Below are 24,355 nucleotides of genomic sequence, written 5' to 3'. Positions count from 1 at the left end.
AATGAGATCTAAATAACATATTTACGCATTTCAAAATGATTAATATGAGCCACCACCGGGAACAACGGTGAGCAGATAACCCTACAGGAGACAGAAATGATCGACATGATTACCCACGGGGCGGAGTGGTTTATAGGCCTGTTTCAGAAAGGCGGAGAGGTCTTTACCGGTATGGTGACCGGCATTCTCCCTCTGCTGATCAGCCTGCTGGTGATAATGAACGCGCTGATTAACTTTATCGGCCAGCACCGCATTGAGCGTATGGCGCAGCGCTGCGCCGGCAACCCCGTTTCGCGTTACCTCTTGCTGCCCTGCATCGGCACTTTCGTGTTCTGCAATCCGATGACGCTAAGTCTGGGACGCTTTATGCCTGAGAAGTACAAACCGAGCTATTACGCCGCCGCATCGTATAGCTGCCATTCGATGAACGGTTTGTTTCCCCACATCAACCCTGGCGAACTGTTTGTTTATCTGGGTATTGCCAGCGGGTTAACCACGCTGGGCCTGCCGCTGGCCCCGCTTGCAGTGAGCTATTTGCTGGTTGGGCTGGTTACCAACTTCTTCCGCGGCTGGATAACCGATCTCACCACCTCGATTTTCGAGAAAAAAATGGGCATTGAGCTGGAACGCCAGGTCCGCCTCTAAGGAAAAATCATGACTCAAAGCATTCGTATTGAAAAAGGCCAGGGTGGATGGGGCGGGCCGCTGATCGTCCCGGTCGATCCGAGCAAAAAGATCGTTTACATCACGGCGGGTACGCGCCCGGCAATCGTCGATAAGCTGAGTGAAATGACCGGCTGCCAGGCGGTAGACGGTTTTAAAGACGGCGAGCCGCCGGAGGCAGAAATTGCGCTGGCAATCATAGACTGCGGGGGCACGCTGCGCTGCGGGCTCTACCCCAAACGCCGCATCCCGACCATCAATATCCACGCCACCGGCAAATCAGGCCCCCTGGCGCAGTACATCGTTGAAGATATTTACGTATCAGGCGTCCGGGAAGAAAACATTAGCTGGGCCGATGGCGAACCGCAGGCCGAACGCAAACCTGCGCCAGCGCGGGACTACGACGCCAGCAAAAAAATCACCGAACAAAGCGACGGCCTGCTGGCCAAAGTCGGTATGGGAATGGGTTCAGCCGTCGCCGTGCTGTTTCAGGCGGGGCGCGACACTATCGACACGGTTCTGAAAACGATTCTGCCTTTTATGGCCTTCGTGTCGGCGCTGATTGGCATCATTATGGCCTCCGGGCTGGGCGACTGGATTGCCCACGGCCTGGCCCCGCTGGCCAATAACCCTCTCGGTCTGATTACGCTCGCGCTGATTTGTTCCTTCCCCCTGCTCTCACCTTTCCTTGGCCCTGGGGCGGTGATTGCGCAGGTCATCGGGGTGCTGATTGGGGTGCAGATTGGCCTCGGACATATCCCTCCTCACCTGGCGCTGCCCGCGCTGTTCGCCATTAACGCCCAGGCCGCCTGCGATTTTATTCCTGTTGGCTTGTCTCTGGCGGAAGCGCGCCAGGAAACGGTGCGCGTCGGCGTGCCTTCTGTGCTGGTCGGGCGCTTTTTAACGGGCGCCCCTACCGTGCTAATTGCCTGGCTGGTGTCCGGCTTCATCTACCAATAAAGGAAAGCCCCATGCAAACCATTTACCAGACCACCATCGTCCAGATTGGAGAGTGCGCTCGCGAGGCGCTGGCAGACAACATGCTTATTACCTTTCGGGAAGGCGCCCCGGCGGATATTCAGGATTACTGCTTTATCCACTGCCACGGCGAGCTGACCGGCCAGCTAAAGCCAGGTATCCACTTTGAACTCAATGGCCAGCATTACGCCGTTACCGCCGTCGGCGACGTGGCCCAGCAAAACTTGCAGGAGCTCGGGCACATCACCCTGCGCTTCGATGGTGAAGCACGGGCGGAATACCCTGGCACCGTACACGTCGCTGGCCCGCTGCCTAAGGGCATTGAACCCGGCTGCCAGCTGAAGTTTGTTGCATAAACATTGTCATTTAATCAAAGGAGTAAAACATGAATCAGGTTGCCGTTGTCATCGGTGGAGGGCAAACGCTCGGGGCGTTTCTCTGCCATGGGCTGGCCCAGGAAGGCTACAAAGTTGCCGTGGTGGATATTCAAAGTGAGAAAGCGGCCCGCGTCGCGCAGGAAATTACCGACCAGTACGGGCCGGGTTCTGCCTGGGGATTTGGCTCGGACGCCACCAGCGAGCAAAGCGTTACCGCGCTGGCTCACGGCGTGGACGAGATTTTCGGCCAGGTCGATCTGCTGGTTTACAGTGCGGGCATCGCCAAAGCGGCGTTTATTGGTGATTTCGCTCTGGGGGATTTTGACCGTTCGCTGCAGGTAAACCTTGTGGGGTACTTCCTGTGCGCCAGGGAGTTCTCCCGCCTGATGATTCGCGACGGGATTAAAGGCCGCATCATCCAGATTAACTCAAAGTCCGGCAAGGTCGGCAGCAAGCACAACTCCGGCTACAGCGCGGCGAAATTCGGTGGCGTGGGGCTGACGCAGTCTCTCGCCCTCGATCTGGCGGAATACGGCATCACGGTGCATGCGCTCATGTTGGGTAACCTGCTCAAGTCGCCAATGTTCCAGTCTCTGCTGCCGCAGTACGCGGAAAAACTCGGCATTCCTGCTGACGAAGTAGAGCAATACTACATCGACAAAGTCCCCTTAAAACGCGGCTGTGACTACCAGGATGTGCTTAACACGCTCCTGTTTTACGCCAGCGATAAAGCCTCTTACTGTACCGGACAGTCGATCAACGTCACCGGCGGGCAGGTTATGTTTTAACTCTCGGGTCACCGGTTGCCTCTGGCCCTCAGCCAGAGGCGGCCCAAAGGAGGATGCATGATGAATGCACTGATCGCCCTGGCGGCGATCGCCTGGCTAAGCCAGCTACTGCTCGGCGGCTGGCAAATTCGTCGTTTTAATCGGGCCTTTGACCGGCTCTGCCAGCAGGGTGCCGTTGGTGTAGGCCGTTCATCCGGGCGTTTTCGGCCCAGAGTGGTCATTGCCCTCGCCTTTGATGAGCGGCAAAACGTCCGCGACAGCCTGATAATGAAAGGCCTGACGGTTTTTGCCCTCCCACAGCCAGTAATGCAGTTACACGGCATGAATCGGCAGGAATTGCAGCCCGATGTGATCTTTCCCCATGATCGTGATTGTCAGAATGCTCTATCATTAGCGCTTAAACTGAAACAGGGTTAATTTCGTTTCGAATGCTTATTGCTTGCGAAATTACCGAATCGAAATTTATTGCAAGGTAATAAGAGCCTATGAAACCACGTCAGCGGCAGGCGGCGATCCTGGAACATCTGCAAAAGCAGGGAAAATGCTCGGTGGAAGATCTCGCCCAGCATTTTCAAACCACCGGCACCACGATCCGTAAAGATTTGGTGCTGCTTGAAACGGCTGGCACCGTGATTCGCACCTATGGCGGCGTAGTGCTCAGTAAAGACGAACCCGATCCGCCCATTGACCACAAAACGCTGATCAATACCCAGCAAAAACAGCAAATTGCCGAGGCGGCGGTCAAGTACATCCACGATGGCGATTCCATTATTCTGGATGCGGGCAGCACCGTTTTGCAGCTGGTCCCGCTGCTCCAGCACTTCAATAACATTACGGTGATGACCAACAGCCTGCATATCGTCAACGCGCTGTCTGAGCTGGACAACGAACAAACTATCCTGATGCCAGGCGGCACCTTCCGTAAGAAATCAGCCTCGTTTCATGGCCAACTGGCGGAAAACGCCTTCGAACACTTCAGCTTTGACAGGCTCTTTATGGGCACCGATGGCATCGATCTCACCGCCGGGGTCACAACCTACAACGAGGTTTATACCGTCAGCAAAGCGATGTGCAACGCGGCGCGCGAAGTGATCCTGATGGCCGACTCCTCAAAGTTTGGCCGTAAAAGCCCGAATATTGTCTGCGGACTGGAGAGAGTGGATACGATCATCACCGACAGCGGCATTAGCCACGAATTCCTCACCGCGCTGCGTGAAAAAGGCGTGAAAGTGATTGTTACCGGAGAAGAAGATGCATCAGCGAATGATTGACGCCGCACGAGAAACCCTGCTGCTGGAATTACAGGAAGCGAGCCGCCTGCCGGACAGACTTGGCGAAGATTTTGTCGCCGCCGCCAACGCCGTGCTCACCTGTCAGGGGAAAGTGATTGTTTCCGGCATGGGCAAGTCCGGGCATATCGGGAAGAAAATTGCCGCCACCTTTGCCAGCACCGGCACGCCCGCCTTCTTCGTTCACCCCGCCGAAGCGTTACACGGCGATTTGGGGATGATCGAAAGCCGCGACATCCTGCTGTTTATCTCCTATTCCGGCCATGCGAAAGAGCTGGATTTAATTATTCCTCGCCTGCAGGAAAAGGCCGTTAAGCTGATTGCGATTACCGGCAAAGCTGAGTCGCCGCTGGCGAAAGCGGCCTTTGCCACCGTAGATATTTCGGTAGAGCGTGAAGCCTGCCCGATGCGCCTGGCGCCGACCTCCAGCGCGGTTAATACATTAATGATGGGCGATGCACTGGCCATGGCCGTCATGCAGGAGCGCGGCTTTAACGAAGAGGACTTTGCGCGTTCCCACCCTGCCGGTGCGTTAGGTGCCCGTTTGTTAAATCGGGTTCATCATCTGATGCGCACCCACGAGCAGCTCCCACAGGTGGCGGACAGCGCCTCCGTCATGGATGCCATGCTGGAGCTAAGCCGCACAGGCCTGGGGCTGGTTGCCGTCTGCGACAAAGCGCAGCAAGTTGCCGGCGTCTTTACCGATGGCGACCTGCGCCGCTGGCTGGTGGGCGGCGGTAAGCTGGAAGCCGGGATCAAAGATGCCATGACGAAGAATGGCACGGTGCTGAATGCCGAGACCCGGGCGATAGATGCCAAAGAGATGCTGATGAAAAAACGCATTAGCGCGGCGCCGGTCGTGGATGAAAACGGCAGGCTGCTGGGGGCAATTAACCTGCATGATTTTCACCAGGCAGGTATTTGAGAACCGCCTTTATCGCCCCCAAACGGGGGCGATAAAACGTATTACTGAACGCGAGCCAGCGCGACGGCCTGCCCTAATTGCCACACCGCCATCGCATAATGGGTGCTGTGGTTGTAGCGGGTAATGGCGTAGAAGTTTGGCAGCCCGTACCAGTACTGGTAACGATCGCCCATATCCAGGCGCAGCAGGCTCACTTCCTGATGGTTGCCCAAAGCGCCCTGCGGGCTCAGGCCGGACTGGCCCAGCGCCGCCACGGAGTATTTGGTGTTGAAGCCGTTAGCCAGCCCCGGTACCTGCCCATTGGCCGGCACGGCAACCATGTCGCCCTTCTCCCAGCCGTGTGCTTTGAAATAGTTCGCCACGCTGCCGATGGCATCTTCCGGATCCCACAGGTTCACGTGCCCGTCGCCGTTGAAGTCCACCGCGTACTCTTTAAATGAGGAAGGCATGAACTGCCCGTAACCCATTGCTCCGGCGAAGGAGCCTTTGAGCGCCAGCGGATCGTCCCCTTCATTACGCGCCATCAGCAGGAAGGTTTCCAGTTCGCCCGCAAAGTATTGCGCGCGGCGCGGATAGGCAAAGGCAAGCGTCGCGAGAGCATCCACGATGCGTGTTTTACCCATCACGCGGCCCCAGCGGGTTTCAACCCCGATGATCCCGACGATGATTTCCGGCGGCACGCCATAAACCTGATAGGCGCGGTTCAGGGCCGATTCATACTGGTTCCAGAACTTAACGCCGTTCTGTACGTTATCCGGCGTGATGAATTTAGCGCGATAGCGTAGCCATGCCCCGTTCGGCCCGGCAGGCGGCGCGGTCGTCGGTGCCTGCTGATCCATCAGGCGCAGCACGTAATCCAGACGTTTGGCCTGGGACAACACTTCATGCAGCTGGCGACGGTCAAAGCCATGCTCATTCACCATTTTGTCGATAAACTTCTCTGCTTCCGGGTTGTAAGCAAAATCACCGGTTTGCATAAAGACATCGTGCTGTGGCTGGAGCAGGAAACCGCCAGACGGCGTGCCGCTGGTCGTCTGCTGTTCGGCGGTTTTCGGCTTACTGCTACAGGCAGAGAGTAAAACCAGCATAGGAAGAAGTGCTGCGGCTGAATAACGCATCTGATGGGCTGTCCCTGTGAATGTTCGCGAAAGTTTCGCAATAATGGTAATCCATAATTACTCATCTGAATATGTCTCTCTGGCCCCTCACGTCATACTCGACGGGTCTCTGGTCGCGACTTATTGGCAGCCCGGAGATGAATCTTCCCTCTGCCAAACCGCCGCAATGCGTTACCAGAAGCGTCGGCAGGGCATATCATTTAAAAAAGTGATCTAAATTGATATAACCGTTCAAAATAGCGAACAATAAGCCCTGAGATGAACAATAAATTTCAAGCGATGGAAGTCTTTGTGCAGGTGGTTGACGCCGGCGGATTCAGTCGTGCGGCGGAAGCCATGAAGCTGCCCAAAGTGACGGTGTCGACGCTGATTAAGACGCTGGAGACAACGCTGGGGGTCAGGCTGCTGAACCGTACCACACGTCACTGCAGCGTCACCGCGGACGGTGCCGCCTACTACGAACATTGTTTACGCATTTTGACGGAGATTCGCGTAGCGGAAGAATCGCTCTCAAGCACCAGGCTCAGTCCAAAAGGACGGCTGCGGGTAGATGCCCCCACCGGTCTTGCCAGCGAAGTTCTGGTGCCCGCCCTGCCTGATTTCTTTGCCCGTTTCCCTGACATCAGGCTAGAACTGGGCTGCAGCGATCGCTCAGTCGATCTGATCGAGGAGGGCGTAGATTGTGCCGTGCGGGTCGGCGAGCTACGCAACTCTAGCTTGATTGCACGTCGCGTGGGCGTTATGCACTACATGACCTGCGCGGCCCCGTCCTACCTGAAGTGTCATGGCCGCCCCCTGCACCCGGACGATCTGGTGCATCATCAATGCCTGAATTATTTTTCGCCCCGCACTGGCCAGATTTTTGATTGGCATTTTTCCCGTGAGGGGGAACGTATCAAGCGTCCTCTCACCGGCCCCATCGCACTGAATGACAGTTATGCATATACCGCGGCTGGCTTATCCGGCCTGGGCATCGTGCAAATGGCGGCGTTCCTGATGGAACCCATGCTGAAAGATGGCCGTTTCGAGTTGATACTCGACGACTGGAGCAATGATCCGATGCCTATTCATGTGGTGTATCCGCAGAATCGCCATCTATCGACCAAGGTCCGCGTTTTTGTGGAGTGGATTGTCGAGCTTTTTGCGAAGCATCCAGGTATGGCCCCGGCGACAGCCCGTCGTGCCCGTCGCACTTAACTTCTCATGTCATGGCGTTGAGTTGCCGCTGGCCCCCACTTCTTCGAAAACGATCCCACCTGCCTTGACCCCGCCCCGCACATCCCAGCTAGCTTGAAGCCGGAGCCATAGCCCTACCCGGGAGGGTAACCCGACCGGGAAACTCTCCTGCCGGCTGGACATATCTTGAAGCTCGAGCCCCGAATTGGCTGCCTGTCATTGTTCGCTATTTCGAACAGTCATATCCATTTACATGGCTTTTTCCGACTACAGGCCATGTTTAAGATGGCCGCAAGAAAGCCGCCAAAACGGCAAGGCAATCTGACTTTGACAACCAGCCGCAGAGCGGCTTCTGGAGGATCATATGATGGGCAAAACCGTAAACGGTATCAACGTCGCCGACCTACAACAATTCGCCCAGGACGTGCGCGACAACCCGGCCAGGGGCGCAATCCGCTTCAACGTTAAAACGAAATGGCAGGGCCAGACGCGGACGGTAGCGAGCGTCGATCATTACGAACTGGGGGGCGAGAAACACGCACGCCATTTCGAGATTGCCGCCGACGAACCGGCCCAGCTGCTGGGACAGAATACCGCGCCTAACCCACAGGAACTGCTGATGGCAGCGCTAAACGCCTGCATGTCAGTCGGCTATGCGGCGAATGCGGCTGCCATGGGCATCACCCTCCACAGCCTTGAAATCGAAACTGACGGTGAACTGGACCTGCGAGGTTTCCTGGGCCTGGATGACAGCGTGAATCCCGGCTATGACGAAATCCGGTATGTGGTGCGCCTGCGCACTGATGCCACCCGCGAGCGGGTTGAGGAATTACACGCCAAGGCGACAAGAACGTCGGTCAACCTGGCGAACTTCTCCCGGGCGATCCGCATGGTCGAAACGCTGGAAATCCTCGAACCATAACCGCCAACAAGCTCAACATTAAATCTGAGGACTCATGAAACTCTATTACTCCCCTGGCTCTTGCGGGCTTTCCCCGGCCATCGCGCTGCGAGAGGCGTGCCTTGCCTTCGATCTGGTCAAAGTAGACTTCGCCACGAAGACGACTGTCGAGGGCAATTATCTCGATGTGAACCCGAAAGGCTTCATTCCGATTCTGGTGCTCGATAACGGTGACTTGATTACCGAAGGTGCAGTCATTCTGCAGTGGATCGCCGACCAGAACCCCGGCCTTAACCTGCTGCCACCCTTTGGCACGCAGGAGCGCTATCGCGCGCTGGAATGGCTCAATGTCATCGCGACCGACCTTGCCAAAGGGATGTCGACGATGTTCCAGCCCTTTTTCGACGATGCGGCGAAAAACCGCTACGCCGAAGGATTCCTCAAAGGTCGGTTCGCCTTTGTTGAAGAGCATCTGTCGAACAACGACTATGTGCTCGGCAACGAATTTTCGGCACCTGATGCCTATCTCTATAACGTACTGAACTGGCCGCCCCGCGTTGGGATCGACATGTCCGTTTACCCGGCCATTGAGCGATTCATGCGGCGCATGGAACAGCGCCCCAGCGTTCAGGCCGCACGCGCGGCAGAAGGTCTGCCCCCGCGCTGAGCAGTAAGTAGATCGCAAGCCGCCGGCCAATACCCGCCGCCGGCGGCAGCGGTTATTCATTCGGGGTTCAATGCCTCAGCGGCGCTCTAATTTCCCATCAAACAGCGCCGCGCTTTATTGTTTCCAGGAGTCCAGGATGATCGTTGAAAAGTGCAATGGGTTATCGGTGCAGATCCTGCCCGTTCTCGAAGATAATTATATTTTCCTTATAGAAGATTTACGGACAGGTGCCCTGGCCGTCGTTGATCCAACCGAGGCCAGTCCGGTACTGGATGTGCTTGAAGGGAGGCGCGTAGATCTGATCCTTAATACGCACCATCATTGGGACCACGTTTCAGGCAACACGGAGATCAAGCGAAAAACAGGGGCACGCGTCATTGGCCCGGCGGCCGAAGTGGATGATATCCCGGGTATCGATCGGGGAGTGATCGGAGGCGATACGGTAGCATTGGGGGAGCATATTGCCCTGGTTATCGACGTGCCGGGGAATACGAGCGGGCACATCGCCTTTTGGTTCAAGGAGGCCGGGCTTCTCTTTTCCGGCGACACCATCTTTCATCTTGGCTGCGGGCGTGTCCAGGAAGCTGTGCCGGCCCAGATGTGGACTTCGATCGATAAAATAAGATCGCTGCCGCCGGAAACGCTCATCTATTCCTCGCACGAATACGCCGCCGACAATGCCCGCTTCGCGCTCACAATCGAACCAGACAACGCCGATCTGCTGAAGCAGATCGCGCTGATAGAGAACAAGAGGCAAGCGGGCATGCCGACCGTTCCATCGACACTGGCAACGGAGCTCGCGGCCAATCCGTTTCTACGCGTCGATCGGGCTTCCATACGCTCCCGATTGGGTTGCATGGAGAGCGCCAACTGGGAAGTCTTTGCCAAACTACGCCGTATGAAAGACGCTTTCCGGGAGCTAAAAAATCTGTGAATGGTTTCGGAAATTTTTAGCTCACGTCGATATAACAGGCTAAACGAGATAGCTAAAGCTCTGTTACGTCCAAAAGTGGCGTAACAGATGCATAAGCCGGTTATTAAAAACCGCCACTCGTTGCCCAATGCCAGCCGGTTGAAGTTTCCTGGGAGGGAAGATTCAAAGACACACAGGCGGAAAGTAAAAGCGTGTGTTTATGCTGTCTGCCCTCTTAAGTACCCAAAAAGCAACTGAACCAATTCCCGCTTCAGCGCCGATGAACCGGTCAATCCGCGCAAGGCAGCCTGATGCACAATCCCTTCAATAGCAGCGGATAATGTCCACGCCGCTGTCTGAATATCATCGGCATTCCGTCGCGCCCCATACCGGGAAACAAGGGCGAGGTAGTACTCGTTATACTTTTTTTCAAATTCGGCGTGAGCCGAAATAGCCTCGTCGCTCCGGGGGGCTTCTTCCACCAGGGCCCGATGTAGAGCGGGATGTGCCCCATGTACCGACAGCATACCTTCGATCAGCAGGTTGAAGCTCTGGTTCACATCCTCGGTATTTTCACTGGCAGCCTGCAGGACGTTGATAACATCGCTGAAATGCTTCTTTCTAATGGCCTCTACGAGTACGAGCTTGTTGGGAAAGTATTGGTAAAGCGACCCGATGCTGACACCCGCAAACTCGGCCACTTCATTGGTGGTGAAGTATCGCCAGCCTTTTTCACCTAAAACCTGAGTCGCAGCCTCGACGATCGCGCTCACTGTCGCCTGAGAACGCTTCTGCTTTGGGAGCTTCCGCATCCCGTTATCGCACGGCTGAATGCGAGTAGACATCACTGTGCCTCCAGCTCAAAATGTGAACTCCAGGCTCACATTATACAAGGATTGGTCAGGTGCATCCTCTACCAGCCACAAGCCGTGAACTCCGACTCGAGGTCAGACCCACCAGCCGCCCAAAGGTTTCTGACTTTGAGATAGTCGAAGTGGCTTTACCCGTTGCACAAAACGATGAGGTTCTGGTCAGGAACCGTTATTCGCGAGTCTCCGCCTCGCTGCGCATGATGATCAGCGAGGGCGCCGAAGCCATCCCTGGCGTACCGTTTCCGGCGCTGAAGCCGGGCGACACTCTGGCGGAGGAAACGCTCGGCGAGGTCCTTTCTTCTCCACCTGGGAGTGAACTCAGGCCGGGCGATCGCGTTCGGCATTTCATGGGCTGGCGCGAGTATGCCGCCGTCCCGCTCGCGGAGTGCGTCCGTGTTGATAGCCGAGTTTATCCGGACGTCGCGAGCCTTTCGCATGGCTCGACGGCTTATGCGGCATTGACGCGAGGCGTTGAAATCAGGCCCGGTGATACCGTCCTTATCACCAGCGCGGCCGGCGCAATAGGCTCTATGGCCGGGCAGATCGCCCGACAGCTTGGCGCTGGACGAGTGATTGGCAGCACAAGCTCCAGGCAAAAAGCCGAACGGCTTGTTAAGGAATTAGGTTACGACGCGGCGGTGATTCGGGGCCGCGGCAGCGACGTGGCACAGCTGCGTGAAGTCGCTCCGGAAGGCATTGATGTCGTGCTCGATTGCGTAGGCGGGGAACAACTGCAGTCAGCCATCGTGGCTGCACGCCCAGGTGCCCGAATTGCGATCGTCGGGGCTCTGTCGGGCCAGCTCGCTGATGCAGGAACGGGACGGGAAGCCCCCGTCGAGCTCGATTCAGTCCAGATCCTCCTGAAAAAGATCACGATACGCGGATACAGCGCTGACGACGACCCGGATGCTCACGCGGAATGGGATACGAGATTTGCAGAATGGCTTCAAACAGGGGATATCGTGTTTCCACATGTCATCGTCAATGGGATAGAGCGGGCGCCAGAGGCCATTCAGGCTATTGCGGAGGGCAGATACTTCGGCACCGTGTTTGTCGAGTTTTAGGGCTTGTCATCATGTTGCCGTAAGCATACCTGCCTGGGTGCCACGTGCTATTTAAGCTTTGTGGTTTTTCAGCCCCGACAGGTACGCTTCACTGCCAGATTCTTCAAAAATTATGAGAGCGCGGGCGGTTGTATTCCACCAGCCCTTGCTCTGTCAGGCTTCACCGGCTGGCTGACTAAAGCGTCGATGTTCGCCGTCTCGCGCCCTTCTGCCGTTAAAATAGCACCGGCAGCCCCAGCGCACGTTTCACTTCGTCCGCCGTTTGCTGCGTCAGCGCTCGCGCTTTCTCACTCCCGGCTTTCAACACCTCTTGCAAATAAGGCTTATCTTCGATAAAGCGATTTCGCCGCTCTCTGATCGGCGCCAGCAGGTTTTGCAGACAGGTTTCCAGCTCGTTTTTACACTGCCGATCCCCCAGCCCACCGCGCTGATAGTGCTCTTTCATCGCCTCAACGTTCTCTTTGTCTTCATGGAAAGCATCCAGATAGGTAAACACCACATTGCCTTCAATTTTTCCCGGATCGTTGACGCGCAGATGATCCGGGTCGGTAAACATGGCGCTCACGGCCTGATGAATCTGCTGTTCGCTGGCGGAAAGGGTGAGCGTATTGCCCAGGGATTTTGACATCTTAGCGTTACCGTCAATGCCCGGCAGACGACTGACCGGGCTGAGCAACGCTTTGCAGGGGGTTAATATCGGCGTCGGCGTCAGGCTATTCATCTTGTGCACAATTTCATTGGCCTGTTCGATCATCGGCAGCTGATCGTCCCCCACCGGCACCAGGCTGGCTTTAAATGCGGTAATATCCGCGGCCTGGCTTATCGGATAGACAAGAAAACCAGAAGGCAAAGAGCGAGCAAACCCCTTCTGGGCTATCTCGCTTTTTACCGTCGGGTTTCTTTCCAGCCGGGCGACGGTCACGATGTTCATATACAACATGGTGAGTTCGGCCAGCGCTGGCAGAGAGGATTGCAGGCAGATTGTGGTTTTCTGCGGATCAATGCCAACCGCCAGGTAGTCCGCCATCACCTGCAGAATGTTTTCGGCGACTTTCTCCGGGCGGCTGCCGTTGTCGGTTAGCCCCTGAAGGTCGGCGACCAAAATGTGCTGCAGGTGCTCATCCTGAAGCTGAACGCGTTTACGCAGTGAGCCGACGTAGTGCCCAAGGTGGAGCTGGCCGGTTGGACGGTCGCCGGTAAGAATGGTTTGCTGTAAAGCGTGTGAACTGCTCATAACTGCCTCCTGAAGCTGATAAATCTTGCCGGAGGGCGAACAGTTAAACGAAATAGCCGCCTTCCGGCGGCTATTAGAAAAGGGTGAACGAATTCCTGCCGCCTCTAAAGAGACAGCCACCAGCGGATAACGATATGTGCGGTGTGATTTATGTTCATTCGGCTACCCTATCACATTTCGCGATGGTTTCCGTAGCGGGATTTAAAAGTTTATAATTTCCCCATCGCTCGCAAGATGCCCTCGCGACGAACAGATAAAAAGGAAAGTTGGGAATCTATGGTTGTTATGAATGATCCTTCGCCAGGCGTCCTGTCGGTTTTTGATTTTGACGGCACGCTGACCCATAGCGATAGCTTTGTCCCGTTCCTGCGGTTTGCCTTTGGGCGCAAAACCTTCGCGCGCAAGATGATGCGTATGGTCATTCCGACGCTCAAATGCCTGCGCCGGAAACTGACCCGCGATGAATTAAAAGAAATCCTGATTTCAACCTTCTTAACCGGCGTGAATGAGCAGTGGGTTAAGGATAAAGCCGAAGTGTATTGCGCGAAAAACTTCGAAAAAATGATGCGCCCGCGTGGGCTGATGGCGGTTGCCGCTGAGCTACGTTCTGGCGCTGAAGTTACGCTGTGCTCTGCGTCTCCGGCCATCGTGCTGCTGCCGTTCGCCGAACGTCTGGGCGTGAAGCTCATCGGCACTCAGCTTGAAGTGGTGGACGGCGTGTTAACCGGCCGCATTAACGGCCATAACTGCCGCTGCGATCAAAAGATTCAGCGTCTGGAACAGATTTATGGCCCGCTTAACCAGCTGCATTTGCGCGCCTGGGGGGATTCAAGAGGGGATTATGAGCTGCTGACCGCAGCCAGGGATTACCACTGGCGCCACTTCCACCGCGCCAAATCTCGTCGTCGCTCACCTATCGAAAGATTACGCCTCGACAAACATCTCTGAGTCTCGTCATCAGGACGCCCTCGCCCGAAGGCGTCCTTCATCCTGTTCAGTTCTTACTGTCGCTTGATTCCGCTTTTGCCGGGAACATCACGCTGAGGATGATGCCCACGGCCAGCACGCCCAACACAACGTACAGGCTGGCGGTGGCCGAAATGCTGTAACCGTGGTGCCAGATATGTTCGCTGGCGTTAAGCCCGAGCTTAACGGCGATAAAGAACAGCAGCACCACCACCGCTTTTTCCAGGTGAACGAGATACTGTTTTAACGCTTCCAGCACAAAATACAGGGTACGCAAGCCAAGTATTGCAAACATCATTGCGCTGTAGACGATCAGCGGTTCACGGCTGACGGCAATAATGGCCGGGACAGAATCAAAAGCGAACATCACGTCAGACAGTTCAACCACCGCCACGCAAAGCATCAGCGGCGTAGCATACAGCGTGGCTTTTTTTACTCGCCCAACGGTGATGGCCTGGTTTTCTGGCTTCGCCAGCTCGTGGTCAACCTCAGCCTGGTTAAGCAGGAATTTGCGCCCGGCAAGCTTTGGCCAAAGAGGGAAAAAGCGTTTTACCAGCCGATAAGCCAGATGCTGAGAGTAGTCCTCAACTTCGTCCTCTCCATCGTTGCCTTTGAGCATCATCACCGCCGTCCACGCCACAATCAGCGCAAACACGATTTCAACATAAGGCCCCAGCGACAACAGCCCGGTGCCGATGGCCACAAAAATGCCTCTGAAAACAATCGCGCCGATAACGCCCCAGTACAACACGCGGTGCCGGTAGCGATCCGGAATGCCGAACCAGGCAAAAATCGCCATCATCACAAACAGGTTATCGACGGAAAGCACCTTCTCAAGCGCGTAGCCGGTGACAAACAGGCTGGCGACTTCTGCGCCGTGATGAAGATATAAAAAACCGGCAAAAAGCATTGCCACTGCAACCCAGAACACCGACCACAATGCGGCACTTTTCAGCGAGATGGGCTCGTCTTTGCGGTGCATAAAAAGGTCAATAAAAATGGCACCCACCGAAAGCGCAAGAAATACCGCTACCGTTTCGGTCGGGAAGCCAATATGTGTAGATATCATGTTTTATCCTTCAGGAATGACGGAGGCAGCTTCGGGGGATCCGAGTGCCGCCTCACTCCATTCAGGATAAGACCTTCAGGCAAAAATGGTATATTTTTTCTGACATTGGCGAATAAACCGACGCCTGCATTAAATTGCTCGCGCATCCCCCGCGTACTGCGCTACCGCCTGTTGTAACCTCGCCGTCTGGCTGTCATTGGCCGGGCTTATCATCGCGTAGTTATAGCGGCGATCGCTCCAGTACTGCGCGGTCAGGTTATCGGCCTGTCGCTCCCCTTTCCCCAGCGTAAACATGCCGGAGGGCCGGATATAATACGCCACGCGCGTGCCCTGAGCGTCCCGGTAGACCACCAGCGCCGCCGGCCCCTGCTCGGTTACCATTAAACGCCCGCCCACCAGCGTAAAACCGTAATTATCGAGGTCTGGTGCCAGCGCCCCGTTAATAAAGTAGCGACTCATCCAGTTATTCACCTCCGCGCGATCGCTGGCCACAACGTCCAGCGCTTTCACGCTGCCACTGTTCACCAGACGATAGGCCTGCACGGCATCTTCCATCGGCAGAATTTGCCGCAGAACTTCGCTGGCATGCAGCTGCCACCCGGCCACGCCGCCCATGCCGACGGAGAACAGCAGGCTAAAAGCAACGGCTAACCGCCACCGGCGAGTGCGCTGGATTTGCTGCCGCGCCCGCTGTACTTCCGAAGCAGGGGCAGAAACCTGTGGCACAAATTCATCCAGCGAAAGACGTAAACGCCGGGCATCGGCCTGCCATTTTTTGACCTGTGCGGCCTGCTCGGGGTGCTGCTGCAAATAGTGCTCAACCCACTTTTTGCGCTCGTCATCCAGCTGCCCGTCAACCCAGGCATGGAGATCCTGCTCGTCAGGTATGCGCGATTTCATTTTAATCTCCTTAACGCCGGGGTGGATGGCGTGCCTTCATCCCATTTTTGCAGCTGTTTTCTGGCTCGGGACAAACGCGACATCACGGTTCCCAACGGAATATCCAGCGACTCAGCCGCCTCTTTATAGCTCAAACCTTCTACGCTGATGAGCAGCAGTAATGCACGCTGCTCCACGGGAAGCTGGCTGAACATCGCCAGCATATCGTCGTTGATCAGCATCTCCTCCGTTGACGCGGCCACCGGGTGTGCATCGCCGGTAAACAACGACAAAATACGCTGATAGCGTCTTTTTCGCCGCTCGCCGTCAATGAATTGCCGGTAGAGAATAGAGAACAGCCAGCTGCGAAGGCTTTCCCTTGCCGCCAGATTCCTCTCGCGGGTAAATGCTTTCTCAAGGCAGGACTGCACCAAATCCTCCGCGGCATGAGGATTGCGCGTGAGCCATAGGGCGAAACGCTGCAGATGCGGCAGCATTTCCCGTACTTCCTGTTCGCTCAGTTTTGACATGATTTACTCCACTGGCGATGTTAGCCCCGGCCTTTGTAGCCCGTCATACTGCTGAACACGCCATCACGCAACAGCAGCGCATGAAATAATGCGGCGGTCAGATGCAGAATTACGATGACGAACAGCAGCAGAGCAAGCCAGGTATGCAGCGGCCGAAGCACGGCATAAAGCTCAATATTTTTCGCCACCAGCGCCGGTAGCGTGATGCCAGTCCCCAGCGTCACAGGATAGCCCGCGGCAGAGAGCATGGCCCAGCCTACCAGCGGCTGGGTTACCATCAGAAGATAGAGCAGCCAGTGGGATAAATGTGCCAGCGCTACCTGAAAACCCGGCAGATTCGCCGGGAGCGACGGCGTTTTATAACGAAGGCGGAGATAAACCCTCAGGATAACCAGCAGCAGAATGGCGACGCCAAGCGGTTTATGCAATGAGTATAAAAAAGCGTGTAATGCCGACACCGTGGACACCATCCCCACGCCGATAAACAGCATTGCCACGATCATCAGCGCCATCGCCCAGTGAACGACGCGCAGCAGAGGGTGAAAATACGTCACTTTGCTCATAACCGGCCCCCTTTATTTACCTGAGCTTCTTCATGCGTGCGGCGATTGAAGGATGATGAATAAGCCGCAGAGCGCGCGCTAAGCAGCGGATCGTCTGAACCAGAAATACCTTCCGGCAAGATCAGAGGATCGTAGTTGATGTCCCGGCAGTTGCCGTCAGCTTGATCTTGTGCGGCAGTGAGCACCAGCGTGCCTGCGTTAAGTTTTTGGTGGCTATCGGGCCAGGCTTTTGTCGCATCGTTAATCACATCGCCCTTTTCAGCCACGCTGATAATCAAATCCCATTTCAGCGGCCCCTGCTGCAGGCGCTGCTTGATGTCCTGCTGCAGGAACAAAGGATTCGCTTTGTCCTCCGCCGTCACCGGCACGCCGGGGGTTTGCGACTGCATACTCCAGCGCACGCCATGAACGTCCCCAGTTTTATTGGTAAATAAGAAGGCGTTCAGGCTGTTGTAGCTGTCGCTAGCCCAGCTCGACGTCGGCACATAGCCCTTCACCCAGGCAAAAAACGGCTTTGCCTCCGGGTGAGTGCTGATAAATGCTTTCATTTTGGCTGGATCGGGTTTGCCCGTTTTAGGATCGGGAATACCCGCCATTTGCTGATCGTAGAAGCCCTGCGGCGTTGCGACGCTAAAGAACGGCAGCGCGTTCATCCCGGTACGCCACTCCTGGCCATCACGGGTGATAAACTGCAGCGCCATACTGCGCACTGGCACCGCACCATCGGGCGCGTTGGGGTTACCGCCAGCAATTGCCAGGCGGCCAATGACCGGCGTATTGCCCGGCAGGAACACCGTTGCTTTCGACAGCGCGCTGGCGCTACCGTTGGAGTCAAAATATCCCACTACACAGACCCCTTTGGCATGATTGCGGCGGTAGCCGGGGTGCTCTCCTCCCGTTTTTTCCAGCGCATTAACCAGCTTGTCGGGGGATAAACGCCCCGGCGTCAGGGCCCCCCACGCCCAGGCAAACAGCAGGCAGAGGGCTAACGGAATGGCGATTATCACGGTGCCACGCAGTAAAAATTGCTGCGGGTAGCGTAAATTTTTAAACATCGCGCAGAAAGACGGACGAGGTTCTCGCATAGGATCGGCTCACAATAATGAAACGGTATTGGGTTTTGGAGCACATAGGACGAACGAAATGAGCATTTATTCCCAGGTAATTAAAAATTTTTATCGTCCGTATTCCACTATCAAAAGCAGGGGAATGATTGTTATTACTTTTTATATATTTCGGGAATGTGAACATTAAAAACACCGGTTCGGCCTTTTTCATCAATAGGTAAAAAAGTTAAATATTAAAAAAACAATAAACTTTTGTTAGCAGACGTAACGAACGTACCGAGTGAATGATTACAAGTCATCGACGCCAAGTTTAAAACATAGAAATAAAGTGAAACCACAAACTAAAAACAACATCATTTAACTTAGGGAGAGAAAAAATAAAAGCCATTGTTAGTTATGGAATAAAGTATTTCATCGCTACCAACACTGCGCGCATCGTTAAAAATCCGCCCTATTGACAACTTTTTGCCTGCAGATTAATTTCCTTTCCACCCTGTAAGCCAGCAAGACAACTTACCCTCCTGTATCCACTGCAGGAAAATACTCCGACAACACCATTAACATCACGCTCAATATTAATTAAAAGAGAGTTATTATGTTTAAAAACCTTTCCGTAGGTTCGCGAATAAGCGGCAGCTTTATCATTATTTTATTAACGCTGATTATGCTGACGCTGGTGGCGATTATGCAGGTAAATAAAATAAACAACGCGTTGATCGCCATCAACGATGTCAATAACGTTAAACAGCGCTACGCCGTTAATTTCAGGGGCAGCGTACATGACCGTTCAATTGCCATCCGCGACGTGACGTTGGTGCCGGCAGGCGAACTGCAGGGCGTTGTGGAACACATCCGCAAGCTGGAGCAGGATTACCAGGCCTCCGTTCAGCCGATGGAAGGCATCTTTGCCCAGGGCAGTGACGTAACGCCCGAAGAGCGTACTCAGTACGAAAAGATAAAAGAGGCCGAGCAGCAAACGCTCCCGCTGGTGAATGAAATTATCGCTCTTCAGCAAAAAGGCGATGTGGAGGGCGCGCGCCAGGTCATCCTCAATCAGGCTCGTCCTGCTTTTGTTAACTGGTTGGCCACCATTAACGGTTTTATCGACATGGAGACTCAGCTTAACGACGCTTTGGCTAATACGGCGCGCGGTATTGCGCGAACATTTCACCTTCTGATGCTTACCCTGGCGCTGGTTGCCGTGGCGATTGGACTGCTGATCACCTGGTCAACCACACGCAAAATCACGCTTTCCCTCGGCGGTGAACCGGTTGATTTACTGCGTATGACCAACGCTATCGCCGCCGGAGATCTGACGCAAACGCCCGAGCTGCGTAAAAAAGACTCCAGCAGTATTCTGGCCTCGCTCAGCCATATGCAGAATTCGCTGCGCCAGCTGGTGCTGGAAGTTCGCCAGAACGCAGAGGGTGTGGCGAGCGCCAGCGCGGAAATTGCCAAAGGAAGTAGCTCGCTTTCTGCAAGGACGGAGAACCAGGCTGCGGCGCTACAGCAAACATCAGCGGCGATGGATCAGGTGGCGAGCACGGTGCGGAACAATGCGGAAAGCGCGCAGTACGCCAGCAAACTTGCCAGCTCTGCCGCAAGCGAAGTCACCCAGGGAAGTGAAATGGTGCAGGGGATCGTCAGTACTATGGAGGAGATCACTCAGGAATCCGTACGTATTGCGGACATTACCTCCGTGATCGAGGGGATCGCTTTCCAGACCAACATTCTGGCACTGAACGCCGCCGTTGAAGCCGCCAGAGCGGGTGAACAAGGCCGGGGTTTTGCCGTTGTCGCCACTGAAGTTCGAGCCCTTGCTCAACGCTCTTCCAGCGCCGCGAAAGAAATAAAAGGCCTGATTACCGGCTCAGTGCAGCGGGTAAACAGCGGGGCGCAGGAGATCGATCAGGCGGCGGAAACCATGAGCAAGATTTTAACCACCGTCAGCCAGGTGAACAGCATTGTGAACGAAATTGCGCATAACTCAGCAGAACAGGCGACCGGCGTGAATGAGGTTGCCCAGGCCGTTGCGCAGATGGATAAAAACCTGCAGCAAAACGTCGCGCTGGTTGAGGTGACGTCCTCCACGGCAACCTCTCTCGATAGGCAATCTCGCGTTCTGCGTGAAACCGTCAGCGTTTTCCAGGTTGCCTCCTGAGCCTACAAAGTACGGGGAATCGCCATTCCCCGTTTTTTTATTTCGGGAAATTAATCACCAGGTGGCTATTGTCGTCTTTCTCGTTCAGCGAACAGCCTGGGGCTTTACCACTCGAGTCGAAAGAAACCACAGGGCCGGGACGCATATCTTTAGGACCTTGTTCACGGCTATGGTGAAAATGACCGCCGCCGCCCCAAACCAGCGTTTTACGTGCGCCAATGGCACGCTCTTCTTTTTCTGCCGCAGCGTTCCAGGCAATATTGAGCGCCAGCCGTTTGTTCATGTATTTGATGGCTTCCATCGGCGTTTTCGGCGCAGCGCCGGGAATATGGCGGTCAATGCCGGCGACGGAAATACCCGCTTTGCGCGCTTCATAAAGTGCCCCGGCAACCTTATCTACCCAGGCCTCGCCGTGTTTTGACCAGGCGTTCATGATGAAGTTTTTTGTCGCCTCTTTGCCATGAGCCAGCGCTTCGTGAAACAAGGCGTTATCGCTGTATTTCACAAACTCTACCGCCAGCAGATCCACACCAGCCTTTTTCAACTCGGGAATGGCATGGCCGACAAATTCAGGGATCGCAAGCTGACCATGCACGTCGCCCAGGTAAGCAAGCTTGTTATCCCGGAACAGGTTAGCCAGGGCCTGAACGGGATCGTTTACCGGCGGCTTAATTTTAATATCAGGGTGGATCCTTCCGCTGGTGTTAAGAGCGGCGGGCTGAACGCGATTTGACTGACCGACTGCAGAAAACATGGTTATCTCCGATGTTGGGATGTTTTCTGATAAGTGGGTCACTGAAAATTGAGTTCCTGAAAACAGGGTCAAAAAGATGTGTCTAAACGCAACATCCGGCAACTCAAATACGTTGCCGGATCGGGCGGGATCTATCTTTTATAGTAATTATTAAGGCTTTTAATGTAGTTCATGCAGCCCATCACGCTGGGATCGGTGCTGTTGTATTTATAGTCTTTGATAATGCCTTTGCTGTCGGTAGAGATCTGAATTTTGCAGCTGTAGTTCACCGGCACAAACGTGGTTTGTGTTGTCGTGGCCTCAAACGGTTTACCGTTGACCGTACCGGTGGTCGTTTGCGGCGAAATATAAGGCTCGGCTCCCGTACTGTTCGTTATCCACGTATAAACTTTCGTGTCGTCAAACGTTTGCTGATTATCGGGGTAGCCTAATATTTTAAATGCGACGGTTTTATCCTGGCCCACGAGGCCACGCAAACCCTCATCAAGCTGTTGAAAAGAAAAGCACCCCGTCACTGCCAGCACGCCCGCCAGTACCCACTTTCTCATAGACACCCTGGAATTTAACCGTTTAAACAGAATGAAGGCGAAAACGTTCGCCAAACTGCGGTATTACAGCCAGCCGCCGCTAGAACATATCAGAACAGCAACGCGTTGCGAGGCTTTCAGCAATGTCGTTTAACCGCTGTTTTCCTGCCTTTGATACTCCGTTATCATGGGCCATCTGCGGGGCGATTCCCGCGTGCAGTTTACGCCGTATTAGTGAGCAATAATGAGAACCAGAAACATCACTAACCACTTAAAATTCAACGAAATGGATATCATCACTCCATGAGTACTAGCGAAACCTTCGACGCCCATACCCCGATGATGCAGCAGTATCTGCGTCTTAAATCCGAGCACCGTGACATCCTGCTGTTTTACCGTATGGGTGACTTCTACGAGCTGTTCTATGACGATGCCAAACGCGCTTCTCAACTGCTGGATATCTCCCTGACCAAGCGTGGGGCTTCTGCGGGCGAACCTATTCCAATGGCGGGCGTGCCTCATCACGCGGTGGAAAATTACCTGGCTAAACTGGTGAACCTTGGTGAGTCCGTGGCCATCTGCGAACAAGTTGGCGATCCGGCAACCACCAAAGGGCCGGTTGAGCGTAAAGTCGTTCGCATCGTCACGCCGGGCACCATCAGCGACGAAGCGCTGCTGCAGGAGCGCCAGGATAACCTGCTGGCGGCAATCTGGCAGGACAGCAAAGGTTTTGGCTATGCGACGCTCGACATCAGTTCCGGGCGCTTCCGTCTGACCGAACCGGAAGACCGTGAAACCATGGCCGCCGAACTTCAGCGCACCAATCCGGCGGAGCTGCTGTATGCGGAAGACTTCGCTGAGATGAGCCTGATTGATGGCCGCCGTGGCCTGCGCCGCCGCCCGCTTTGGGAGTTCGAGATTGAAACCGCGCGCCAACAGCTAAATCTGCAGTTTGGCACTCGGGACCTGACCGGCTTTGGCGTCGAGAACGCCCACCATGGGCTTTGCGCCGCCGGCTGTCTGCTGCAATACGTCAAAGATACCCAGCGCACTTCCCTGCCGCATATCCGTTCCGTGACCATGGACCGGCAGCAGGACAGCATCATTATGGATGCAGCCACCCGCCGTAACCTTGAGATCACCCAGAATCTGTCCGGCGGCGTGGAGAACACGCTGGCCTCGGTGCTGGACTGCACCGTGACGCCGATGGGCAGCCGTATGCTCAAACGCTGGCTGCATATGCCGGTGCGTAACGTCGATGTGCTCACCCGGCGGCAGCAAACTATTGCGGCCCTGCAGGAGCGCACCGCAGATATTCAGCCGACGCTGCGTCAGGTCGGCGACCTGGAACGTATCCTTGCCCGTCTGGCGCTGCGCACCGCTCGCCCACGCGATCTGGCTCGTATGCGTTATGCCTTCCAGCAACTGCCCGCCTTGCGCGAGACCCTGTCTGACGTAAGCACCGACTACGTGCAAACCCTGCGCGAGCAGATGGGTGAATTTGTAGCGCTACGCGAATTACTTGAGCAGGCGGTTATCGAATCGCCACCGGTGCTGGTGCGCGACGGCGGCGTTATCGCTCCCGGCTATAACGAAGAGCTGGACGAATGGCGAGCCCTGGCCGATGGCGCAACTGACTACCTGGATCGCCTGGAAATTCGCGAACGCGAACGCCTGGGCCTTGATACGCTGAAAGTGGGATTTAACGCCGTGCACGGCTACTACATCCAGGTCAGCCGCGGCCAAAGCCATCTGGTGCCGATCAACTATGTTCGCCGCCAGACGCTGAAAAACGCCGAGCGCTACATTATTCCTGAGCTGAAAGAGTACGAAGACAAGGTCCTGACTTCCAAAGGCAAAGCGCTGGCGCTGGAGAAACAGCTTTACGATCAGCTATTTGATTTGCTGCTGCCGCACCTGGAAGCGCTGCAAAGAAGCGCTACCGCGCTGGCGGAGCTGGACGTGCTGGTGAACCTGGCCGAGCGCGCTTATACCCTGAACTACACCTGCCCGACGCTGACGGACAAGCCCGGCATTAAGCTGGTCGGTGGCCGCCATCCGGTAGTGGAACAAGTGCTCAGCGAACCGTTTATCGCTAACCCGCTAAACCTTTCCCCTCAGCGTAGAATGCTGATCATTACCGGCCCGAACATGGGCGGTAAAAGTACCTATATGCGCCAGACCGCGTTAATTGCTTTGCTGGCCTATATCGGCAGTTTTGTGCCAGCTCAGCAGGCAGAAATTGGCCCGGTTGATCGCATCTTTACCCGCGTAGGCGCTGCCGATGACCTGGCTTCCGGTCGCTCAACCTTCATGGTGGAGATGACAGAGACCGCCAACATTCTGCACAACGCGACCGAACACAGCCTGGTCCTGATGGATGAGATTGGCCGCGGCACATCGACCTATGATGGCCTGTCGCTGGCCTGGGCCTGCGCCGAAAGCCTGGCCAACCGTATTAAGTCGCTGACGCTGTTCGCTACCCACTATTTCGAGCTGACCACGCTGCCGGAGAAAATGGAAGGCGTGGCTAACGTCCATCTGGATGCCGTGGAGCATGGGGATACCATCGCCTTTATGCACAGCGTGCAGGACGGCGCGGCGAGCAAGAGTTACGGCCTGGCCGTAGCCGCGCTGGCGGGTGTGCCAAAAGACGTGATCAAACGTGCGCGTCAGAAGCTGCGCGAGCTGGAAAGCATTTCCGGCAATGCGGCCGCAAGCCAGGTGGATGGGACGCAAATGTCGCTGCTGGCCACGGCGGAAGAGACATCCCCTGCCGTCGAGGCGCTGGAGAACCTGGATCCAGATTCTCTTTCTCCGCGTCAGGCGCTGGAGTGGATCTATCGGCTGAAGAGTTTGGTGTAGACGTTACCA

At 55.4% G+C, this 24,355-nt stretch carries 25 protein-coding genes; 15 read left to right on the top strand and 10 right to left on the bottom strand.

Features of this window, described 5'->3' with window-relative positions; genetic code table 11:
* Positions 1-96 precede the first annotated feature (96 nt).
* From srlA to gutQ, 7 genes are all read left to right on the top strand, one after another.
* Positions 97-645, top strand: a complete 549-nt coding sequence (gene srlA, locus WFK85_RS17680; RefSeq protein WP_008458272.1) for a PTS glucitol/sorbitol transporter subunit IIC — start codon at positions 97-99, stop codon at positions 643-645.
* Positions 646-654: 9 nt separating this feature from the next.
* Entirely contained in the window at positions 655-1,623 is a 969-nt protein-coding gene (srlE, locus tag WFK85_RS17675; protein ID WP_336709857.1) for a PTS glucitol/sorbitol transporter subunit IIB, read from the top strand.
* An 11-nt stretch (positions 1,624-1,634) separates the two neighbouring features.
* Positions 1,635-1,997, top strand: a complete 363-nt coding sequence (gene srlB, locus WFK85_RS17670) for a PTS glucitol/sorbitol transporter subunit IIA (protein WP_336709855.1) — start codon at positions 1,635-1,637, stop codon at positions 1,995-1,997.
* Between the two features lie 29 nt (positions 1,998-2,026).
* Positions 2,027-2,806, top strand: coding sequence for a sorbitol-6-phosphate dehydrogenase (srlD, locus tag WFK85_RS17665; protein WP_166995639.1), 780 nt, complete (start codon positions 2,027-2,029; stop codon positions 2,804-2,806).
* Between the two features lie 57 nt (positions 2,807-2,863).
* A complete protein-coding gene (gutM, locus tag WFK85_RS17660; RefSeq protein ID WP_008458281.1) occupies positions 2,864-3,223 on the top strand; it encodes a transcriptional regulator GutM in 360 nt (119 codons plus the stop codon).
* A 68-nt stretch (positions 3,224-3,291) separates the two neighbouring features.
* Positions 3,292-4,077, top strand: a complete 786-nt coding sequence (srlR, locus tag WFK85_RS17655) for a glucitol operon DNA-binding transcriptional repressor SrlR (protein ID WP_336709852.1) — start codon at positions 3,292-3,294, stop codon at positions 4,075-4,077.
* The gene (gene gutQ / locus WFK85_RS17650) at positions 4,058-5,020 is read left to right on the top strand and encodes an arabinose-5-phosphate isomerase GutQ (RefSeq protein WP_008458285.1); all 963 of its coding nucleotides are present in this window, start codon (positions 4,058-4,060) and stop codon (positions 5,018-5,020) included. Before srlR ends, gutQ begins: the two co-directional genes overlap by 20 nt.
* Before the next feature lie 41 nt (positions 5,021-5,061).
* Here gutQ and mltB read toward each other — a convergent pair whose 3' ends face one another.
* Positions 5,062-6,138 carry a lytic murein transglycosylase B gene (gene mltB, locus WFK85_RS17645; RefSeq protein ID WP_034809051.1) on the bottom strand — a complete coding sequence of 359 codons (1,077 nt, stop codon included), beginning with the start codon at positions 6,136-6,138 and terminating at the stop codon, positions 5,062-5,064.
* Between the two features lie 258 nt (positions 6,139-6,396).
* Here mltB and WFK85_RS17640 point away from each other — a divergent pair, with 258 nt between their 5' ends.
* The 4 genes from WFK85_RS17640 to gloB all read left to right on the top strand — a co-directional run bounded on the left by WFK85_RS17640 (position 6,397) and on the right by gloB (position 9,816).
* Positions 6,397-7,335, top strand: coding sequence for a LysR family transcriptional regulator (locus WFK85_RS17640; protein ID WP_336709851.1), 939 nt, complete (start codon positions 6,397-6,399; stop codon positions 7,333-7,335).
* A gap of 343 nt (positions 7,336-7,678) precedes the next feature.
* On the top strand, positions 7,679-8,236 hold the full coding sequence (locus tag WFK85_RS17635; RefSeq protein ID WP_286180340.1) for an OsmC family protein: 558 nt from the start codon (positions 7,679-7,681) through the stop codon (positions 8,234-8,236).
* A gap of 34 nt (positions 8,237-8,270) precedes the next feature.
* Entirely contained in the window at positions 8,271-8,882 is a 612-nt protein-coding gene (gstA, locus tag WFK85_RS17630; protein WP_008458293.1) for a glutathione transferase GstA, read from the top strand.
* 136 nt (positions 8,883-9,018) lie between these two features.
* Positions 9,019-9,816 carry a hydroxyacylglutathione hydrolase gene (gene gloB, locus WFK85_RS17625; protein WP_336709848.1) on the top strand — a complete coding sequence of 266 codons (798 nt, stop codon included), beginning with the start codon at positions 9,019-9,021 and terminating at the stop codon, positions 9,814-9,816.
* 197 nt (positions 9,817-10,013) lie between these two features.
* Here gloB and WFK85_RS17620 read toward each other — a convergent pair whose 3' ends face one another.
* Entirely contained in the window at positions 10,014-10,640 is a 627-nt protein-coding gene (locus WFK85_RS17620; RefSeq protein WP_166995630.1) for a TetR family transcriptional regulator, read from the bottom strand.
* A gap of 59 nt (positions 10,641-10,699) precedes the next feature.
* Between WFK85_RS17620 and WFK85_RS17615 the strand changes: the two genes are divergently transcribed.
* Positions 10,700-11,731 (top strand): MDR family NADP-dependent oxidoreductase, encoded by a 1,032-nt coding sequence (locus tag WFK85_RS17615; RefSeq protein ID WP_336710386.1) that lies wholly within the window; start codon positions 10,700-10,702, stop codon positions 11,729-11,731.
* A 214-nt stretch (positions 11,732-11,945) separates the two neighbouring features.
* On the opposite strand, the gene trpS is transcribed toward WFK85_RS17615, so the two are convergent.
* The gene (gene trpS / locus WFK85_RS17610; protein WP_336709437.1) at positions 11,946-12,965 is read right to left on the bottom strand and encodes a tryptophan--tRNA ligase; all 1,020 of its coding nucleotides are present in this window, start codon (positions 12,963-12,965) and stop codon (positions 11,946-11,948) included.
* A gap of 276 nt (positions 12,966-13,241) precedes the next feature.
* Between trpS and WFK85_RS17605 the strand changes: the two genes are divergently transcribed.
* Positions 13,242-13,913 (top strand): HAD-IB family hydrolase, encoded by a 672-nt coding sequence (locus WFK85_RS17605; RefSeq protein ID WP_008458304.1) that lies wholly within the window; start codon positions 13,242-13,244, stop codon positions 13,911-13,913.
* A gap of 46 nt (positions 13,914-13,959) precedes the next feature.
* Here WFK85_RS17605 and WFK85_RS17600 read toward each other — a convergent pair whose 3' ends face one another.
* From WFK85_RS17600 to WFK85_RS17580, 5 genes are all read right to left on the bottom strand, one after another.
* A complete protein-coding gene (locus WFK85_RS17600; protein ID WP_008458305.1) occupies positions 13,960-15,000 on the bottom strand; it encodes a TerC/Alx family metal homeostasis membrane protein in 1,041 nt (346 codons plus the stop codon).
* A 129-nt stretch (positions 15,001-15,129) separates the two neighbouring features.
* Positions 15,130-15,900, bottom strand: a complete 771-nt coding sequence (locus tag WFK85_RS17595) for an anti-sigma factor family protein (RefSeq protein WP_008458308.1) — start codon at positions 15,898-15,900, stop codon at positions 15,130-15,132.
* Positions 15,897-16,409: an RNA polymerase sigma factor gene (locus WFK85_RS17590; protein ID WP_336709433.1), complete on the bottom strand. Its 513-nt coding sequence runs from the start codon at positions 16,407-16,409 to the stop codon at positions 15,897-15,899. Before WFK85_RS17590 ends, WFK85_RS17595 begins: the two co-directional genes overlap by 4 nt.
* 20 nt (positions 16,410-16,429) lie before the next feature.
* Complete coding sequence (locus tag WFK85_RS17585; RefSeq protein WP_336709431.1) at positions 16,430-16,972, bottom strand: cytochrome b; 543 nt, start codon at positions 16,970-16,972, stop codon at positions 16,430-16,432.
* A complete protein-coding gene (locus tag WFK85_RS17580) occupies positions 16,969-18,057 on the bottom strand; it encodes a catalase family peroxidase (RefSeq protein WP_442892331.1) in 1,089 nt (362 codons plus the stop codon). Before WFK85_RS17580 ends, WFK85_RS17585 begins: the two co-directional genes overlap by 4 nt.
* A 577-nt stretch (positions 18,058-18,634) precedes the next feature.
* Here WFK85_RS17580 and WFK85_RS17575 point away from each other — a divergent pair.
* Complete coding sequence (locus WFK85_RS17575; RefSeq protein WP_166995616.1) at positions 18,635-20,200, top strand: methyl-accepting chemotaxis protein; 1,566 nt, start codon at positions 18,635-18,637, stop codon at positions 20,198-20,200.
* Between the two features lie 37 nt (positions 20,201-20,237).
* On the opposite strand, the gene WFK85_RS17570 is transcribed toward WFK85_RS17575, so the two are convergent.
* Positions 20,238-20,954 (bottom strand): Type III secretion system effector HopBA1, encoded by a 717-nt coding sequence (locus WFK85_RS17570; RefSeq protein WP_336709430.1) that lies wholly within the window; start codon positions 20,952-20,954, stop codon positions 20,238-20,240.
* 131 nt (positions 20,955-21,085) lie between these two features.
* Positions 21,086-21,502: a hypothetical protein gene (locus WFK85_RS17565; RefSeq protein ID WP_336709429.1), complete on the bottom strand. Its 417-nt coding sequence runs from the start codon at positions 21,500-21,502 to the stop codon at positions 21,086-21,088.
* Between the two features lie 282 nt (positions 21,503-21,784).
* On the opposite strand from WFK85_RS17565, the gene mutS reads away from it, so the two are divergent.
* Positions 21,785-24,346 (top strand): DNA mismatch repair protein MutS, encoded by a 2,562-nt coding sequence (gene mutS / locus WFK85_RS17560; RefSeq protein ID WP_336709428.1) that lies wholly within the window; start codon positions 21,785-21,787, stop codon positions 24,344-24,346.
* The last annotated feature ends 9 nt before the right edge of the window (positions 24,347-24,355 follow it).

The organism is Cedecea sp. VD22, from assembly GCF_037150195.1.
GTDB lineage: Bacteria > Pseudomonadota > Gammaproteobacteria > Enterobacterales > Enterobacteriaceae > Cedecea.
Note: the sequence above shows the minus strand (reverse complement) of the source record. Positions and strands in the feature narration are given on the sequence as shown.

Bases quoted from the DNA above. Each gene is read 5' to 3' on its own strand.
- srlA (WP_008458272.1), top strand. From the start codon at position 97: ATGATCGACATGATTACCCACGGGGCGGAGTGGTTTATAGGCCTGTTT.
- srlE (WP_336709857.1), top strand. From the start codon at position 655: ATGACTCAAAGCATTCGTATTGAAAAAGGCCAGGGTGGATGGGGCGGG.
- srlB (WP_336709855.1), top strand. From the start codon at position 1,635: ATGCAAACCATTTACCAGACCACCATCGTCCAGATTGGAGAGTGCGCT.
- srlD (WP_166995639.1), top strand. From the start codon at position 2,027: ATGAATCAGGTTGCCGTTGTCATCGGTGGAGGGCAAACGCTCGGGGCG.
- gutM (WP_008458281.1), top strand. From the start codon at position 2,864: ATGATGAATGCACTGATCGCCCTGGCGGCGATCGCCTGGCTAAGCCAG.
- srlR (WP_336709852.1), top strand. From the start codon at position 3,292: ATGAAACCACGTCAGCGGCAGGCGGCGATCCTGGAACATCTGCAAAAG.
- gutQ (WP_008458285.1), top strand. From the start codon at position 4,058: ATGCATCAGCGAATGATTGACGCCGCACGAGAAACCCTGCTGCTGGAA.
- mltB (WP_034809051.1), bottom strand. From the start codon at position 6,138: ATGCGTTATTCAGCCGCAGCACTTCTTCCTATGCTGGTTTTACTCTCT.
- WFK85_RS17640 (WP_336709851.1), top strand. From the start codon at position 6,397: ATGAACAATAAATTTCAAGCGATGGAAGTCTTTGTGCAGGTGGTTGAC.
- WFK85_RS17635 (WP_286180340.1), top strand. From the start codon at position 7,679: ATGATGGGCAAAACCGTAAACGGTATCAACGTCGCCGACCTACAACAA.
- gstA (WP_008458293.1), top strand. From the start codon at position 8,271: ATGAAACTCTATTACTCCCCTGGCTCTTGCGGGCTTTCCCCGGCCATC.
- gloB (WP_336709848.1), top strand. From the start codon at position 9,019: ATGATCGTTGAAAAGTGCAATGGGTTATCGGTGCAGATCCTGCCCGTT.
- WFK85_RS17620 (WP_166995630.1), bottom strand. From the start codon at position 10,640: ATGTCTACTCGCATTCAGCCGTGCGATAACGGGATGCGGAAGCTCCCA.
- trpS (WP_336709437.1), bottom strand. From the start codon at position 12,965: ATGAGCAGTTCACACGCTTTACAGCAAACCATTCTTACCGGCGACCGT.
- WFK85_RS17605 (WP_008458304.1), top strand. From the start codon at position 13,242: ATGGTTGTTATGAATGATCCTTCGCCAGGCGTCCTGTCGGTTTTTGAT.
- WFK85_RS17600 (WP_008458305.1), bottom strand. From the start codon at position 15,000: ATGATATCTACACATATTGGCTTCCCGACCGAAACGGTAGCGGTATTT.
- WFK85_RS17595 (WP_008458308.1), bottom strand. From the start codon at position 15,900: ATGAAATCGCGCATACCTGACGAGCAGGATCTCCATGCCTGGGTTGAC.
- WFK85_RS17590 (WP_336709433.1), bottom strand. From the start codon at position 16,409: ATGTCAAAACTGAGCGAACAGGAAGTACGGGAAATGCTGCCGCATCTG.
- WFK85_RS17585 (WP_336709431.1), bottom strand. From the start codon at position 16,972: ATGAGCAAAGTGACGTATTTTCACCCTCTGCTGCGCGTCGTTCACTGG.
- WFK85_RS17580 (WP_442892331.1), bottom strand. From the start codon at position 18,057: ATGCGAGAACCTCGTCCGTCTTTCTGCGCGATGTTTAAAAATTTACGC.
- WFK85_RS17575 (WP_166995616.1), top strand. From the start codon at position 18,635: ATGTTTAAAAACCTTTCCGTAGGTTCGCGAATAAGCGGCAGCTTTATC.
- WFK85_RS17570 (WP_336709430.1), bottom strand. From the start codon at position 20,954: ATGTTTTCTGCAGTCGGTCAGTCAAATCGCGTTCAGCCCGCCGCTCTT.
- WFK85_RS17565 (WP_336709429.1), bottom strand. From the start codon at position 21,502: ATGAGAAAGTGGGTACTGGCGGGCGTGCTGGCAGTGACGGGGTGCTTT.
- mutS (WP_336709428.1), top strand. From the start codon at position 21,785: ATGAGTACTAGCGAAACCTTCGACGCCCATACCCCGATGATGCAGCAG.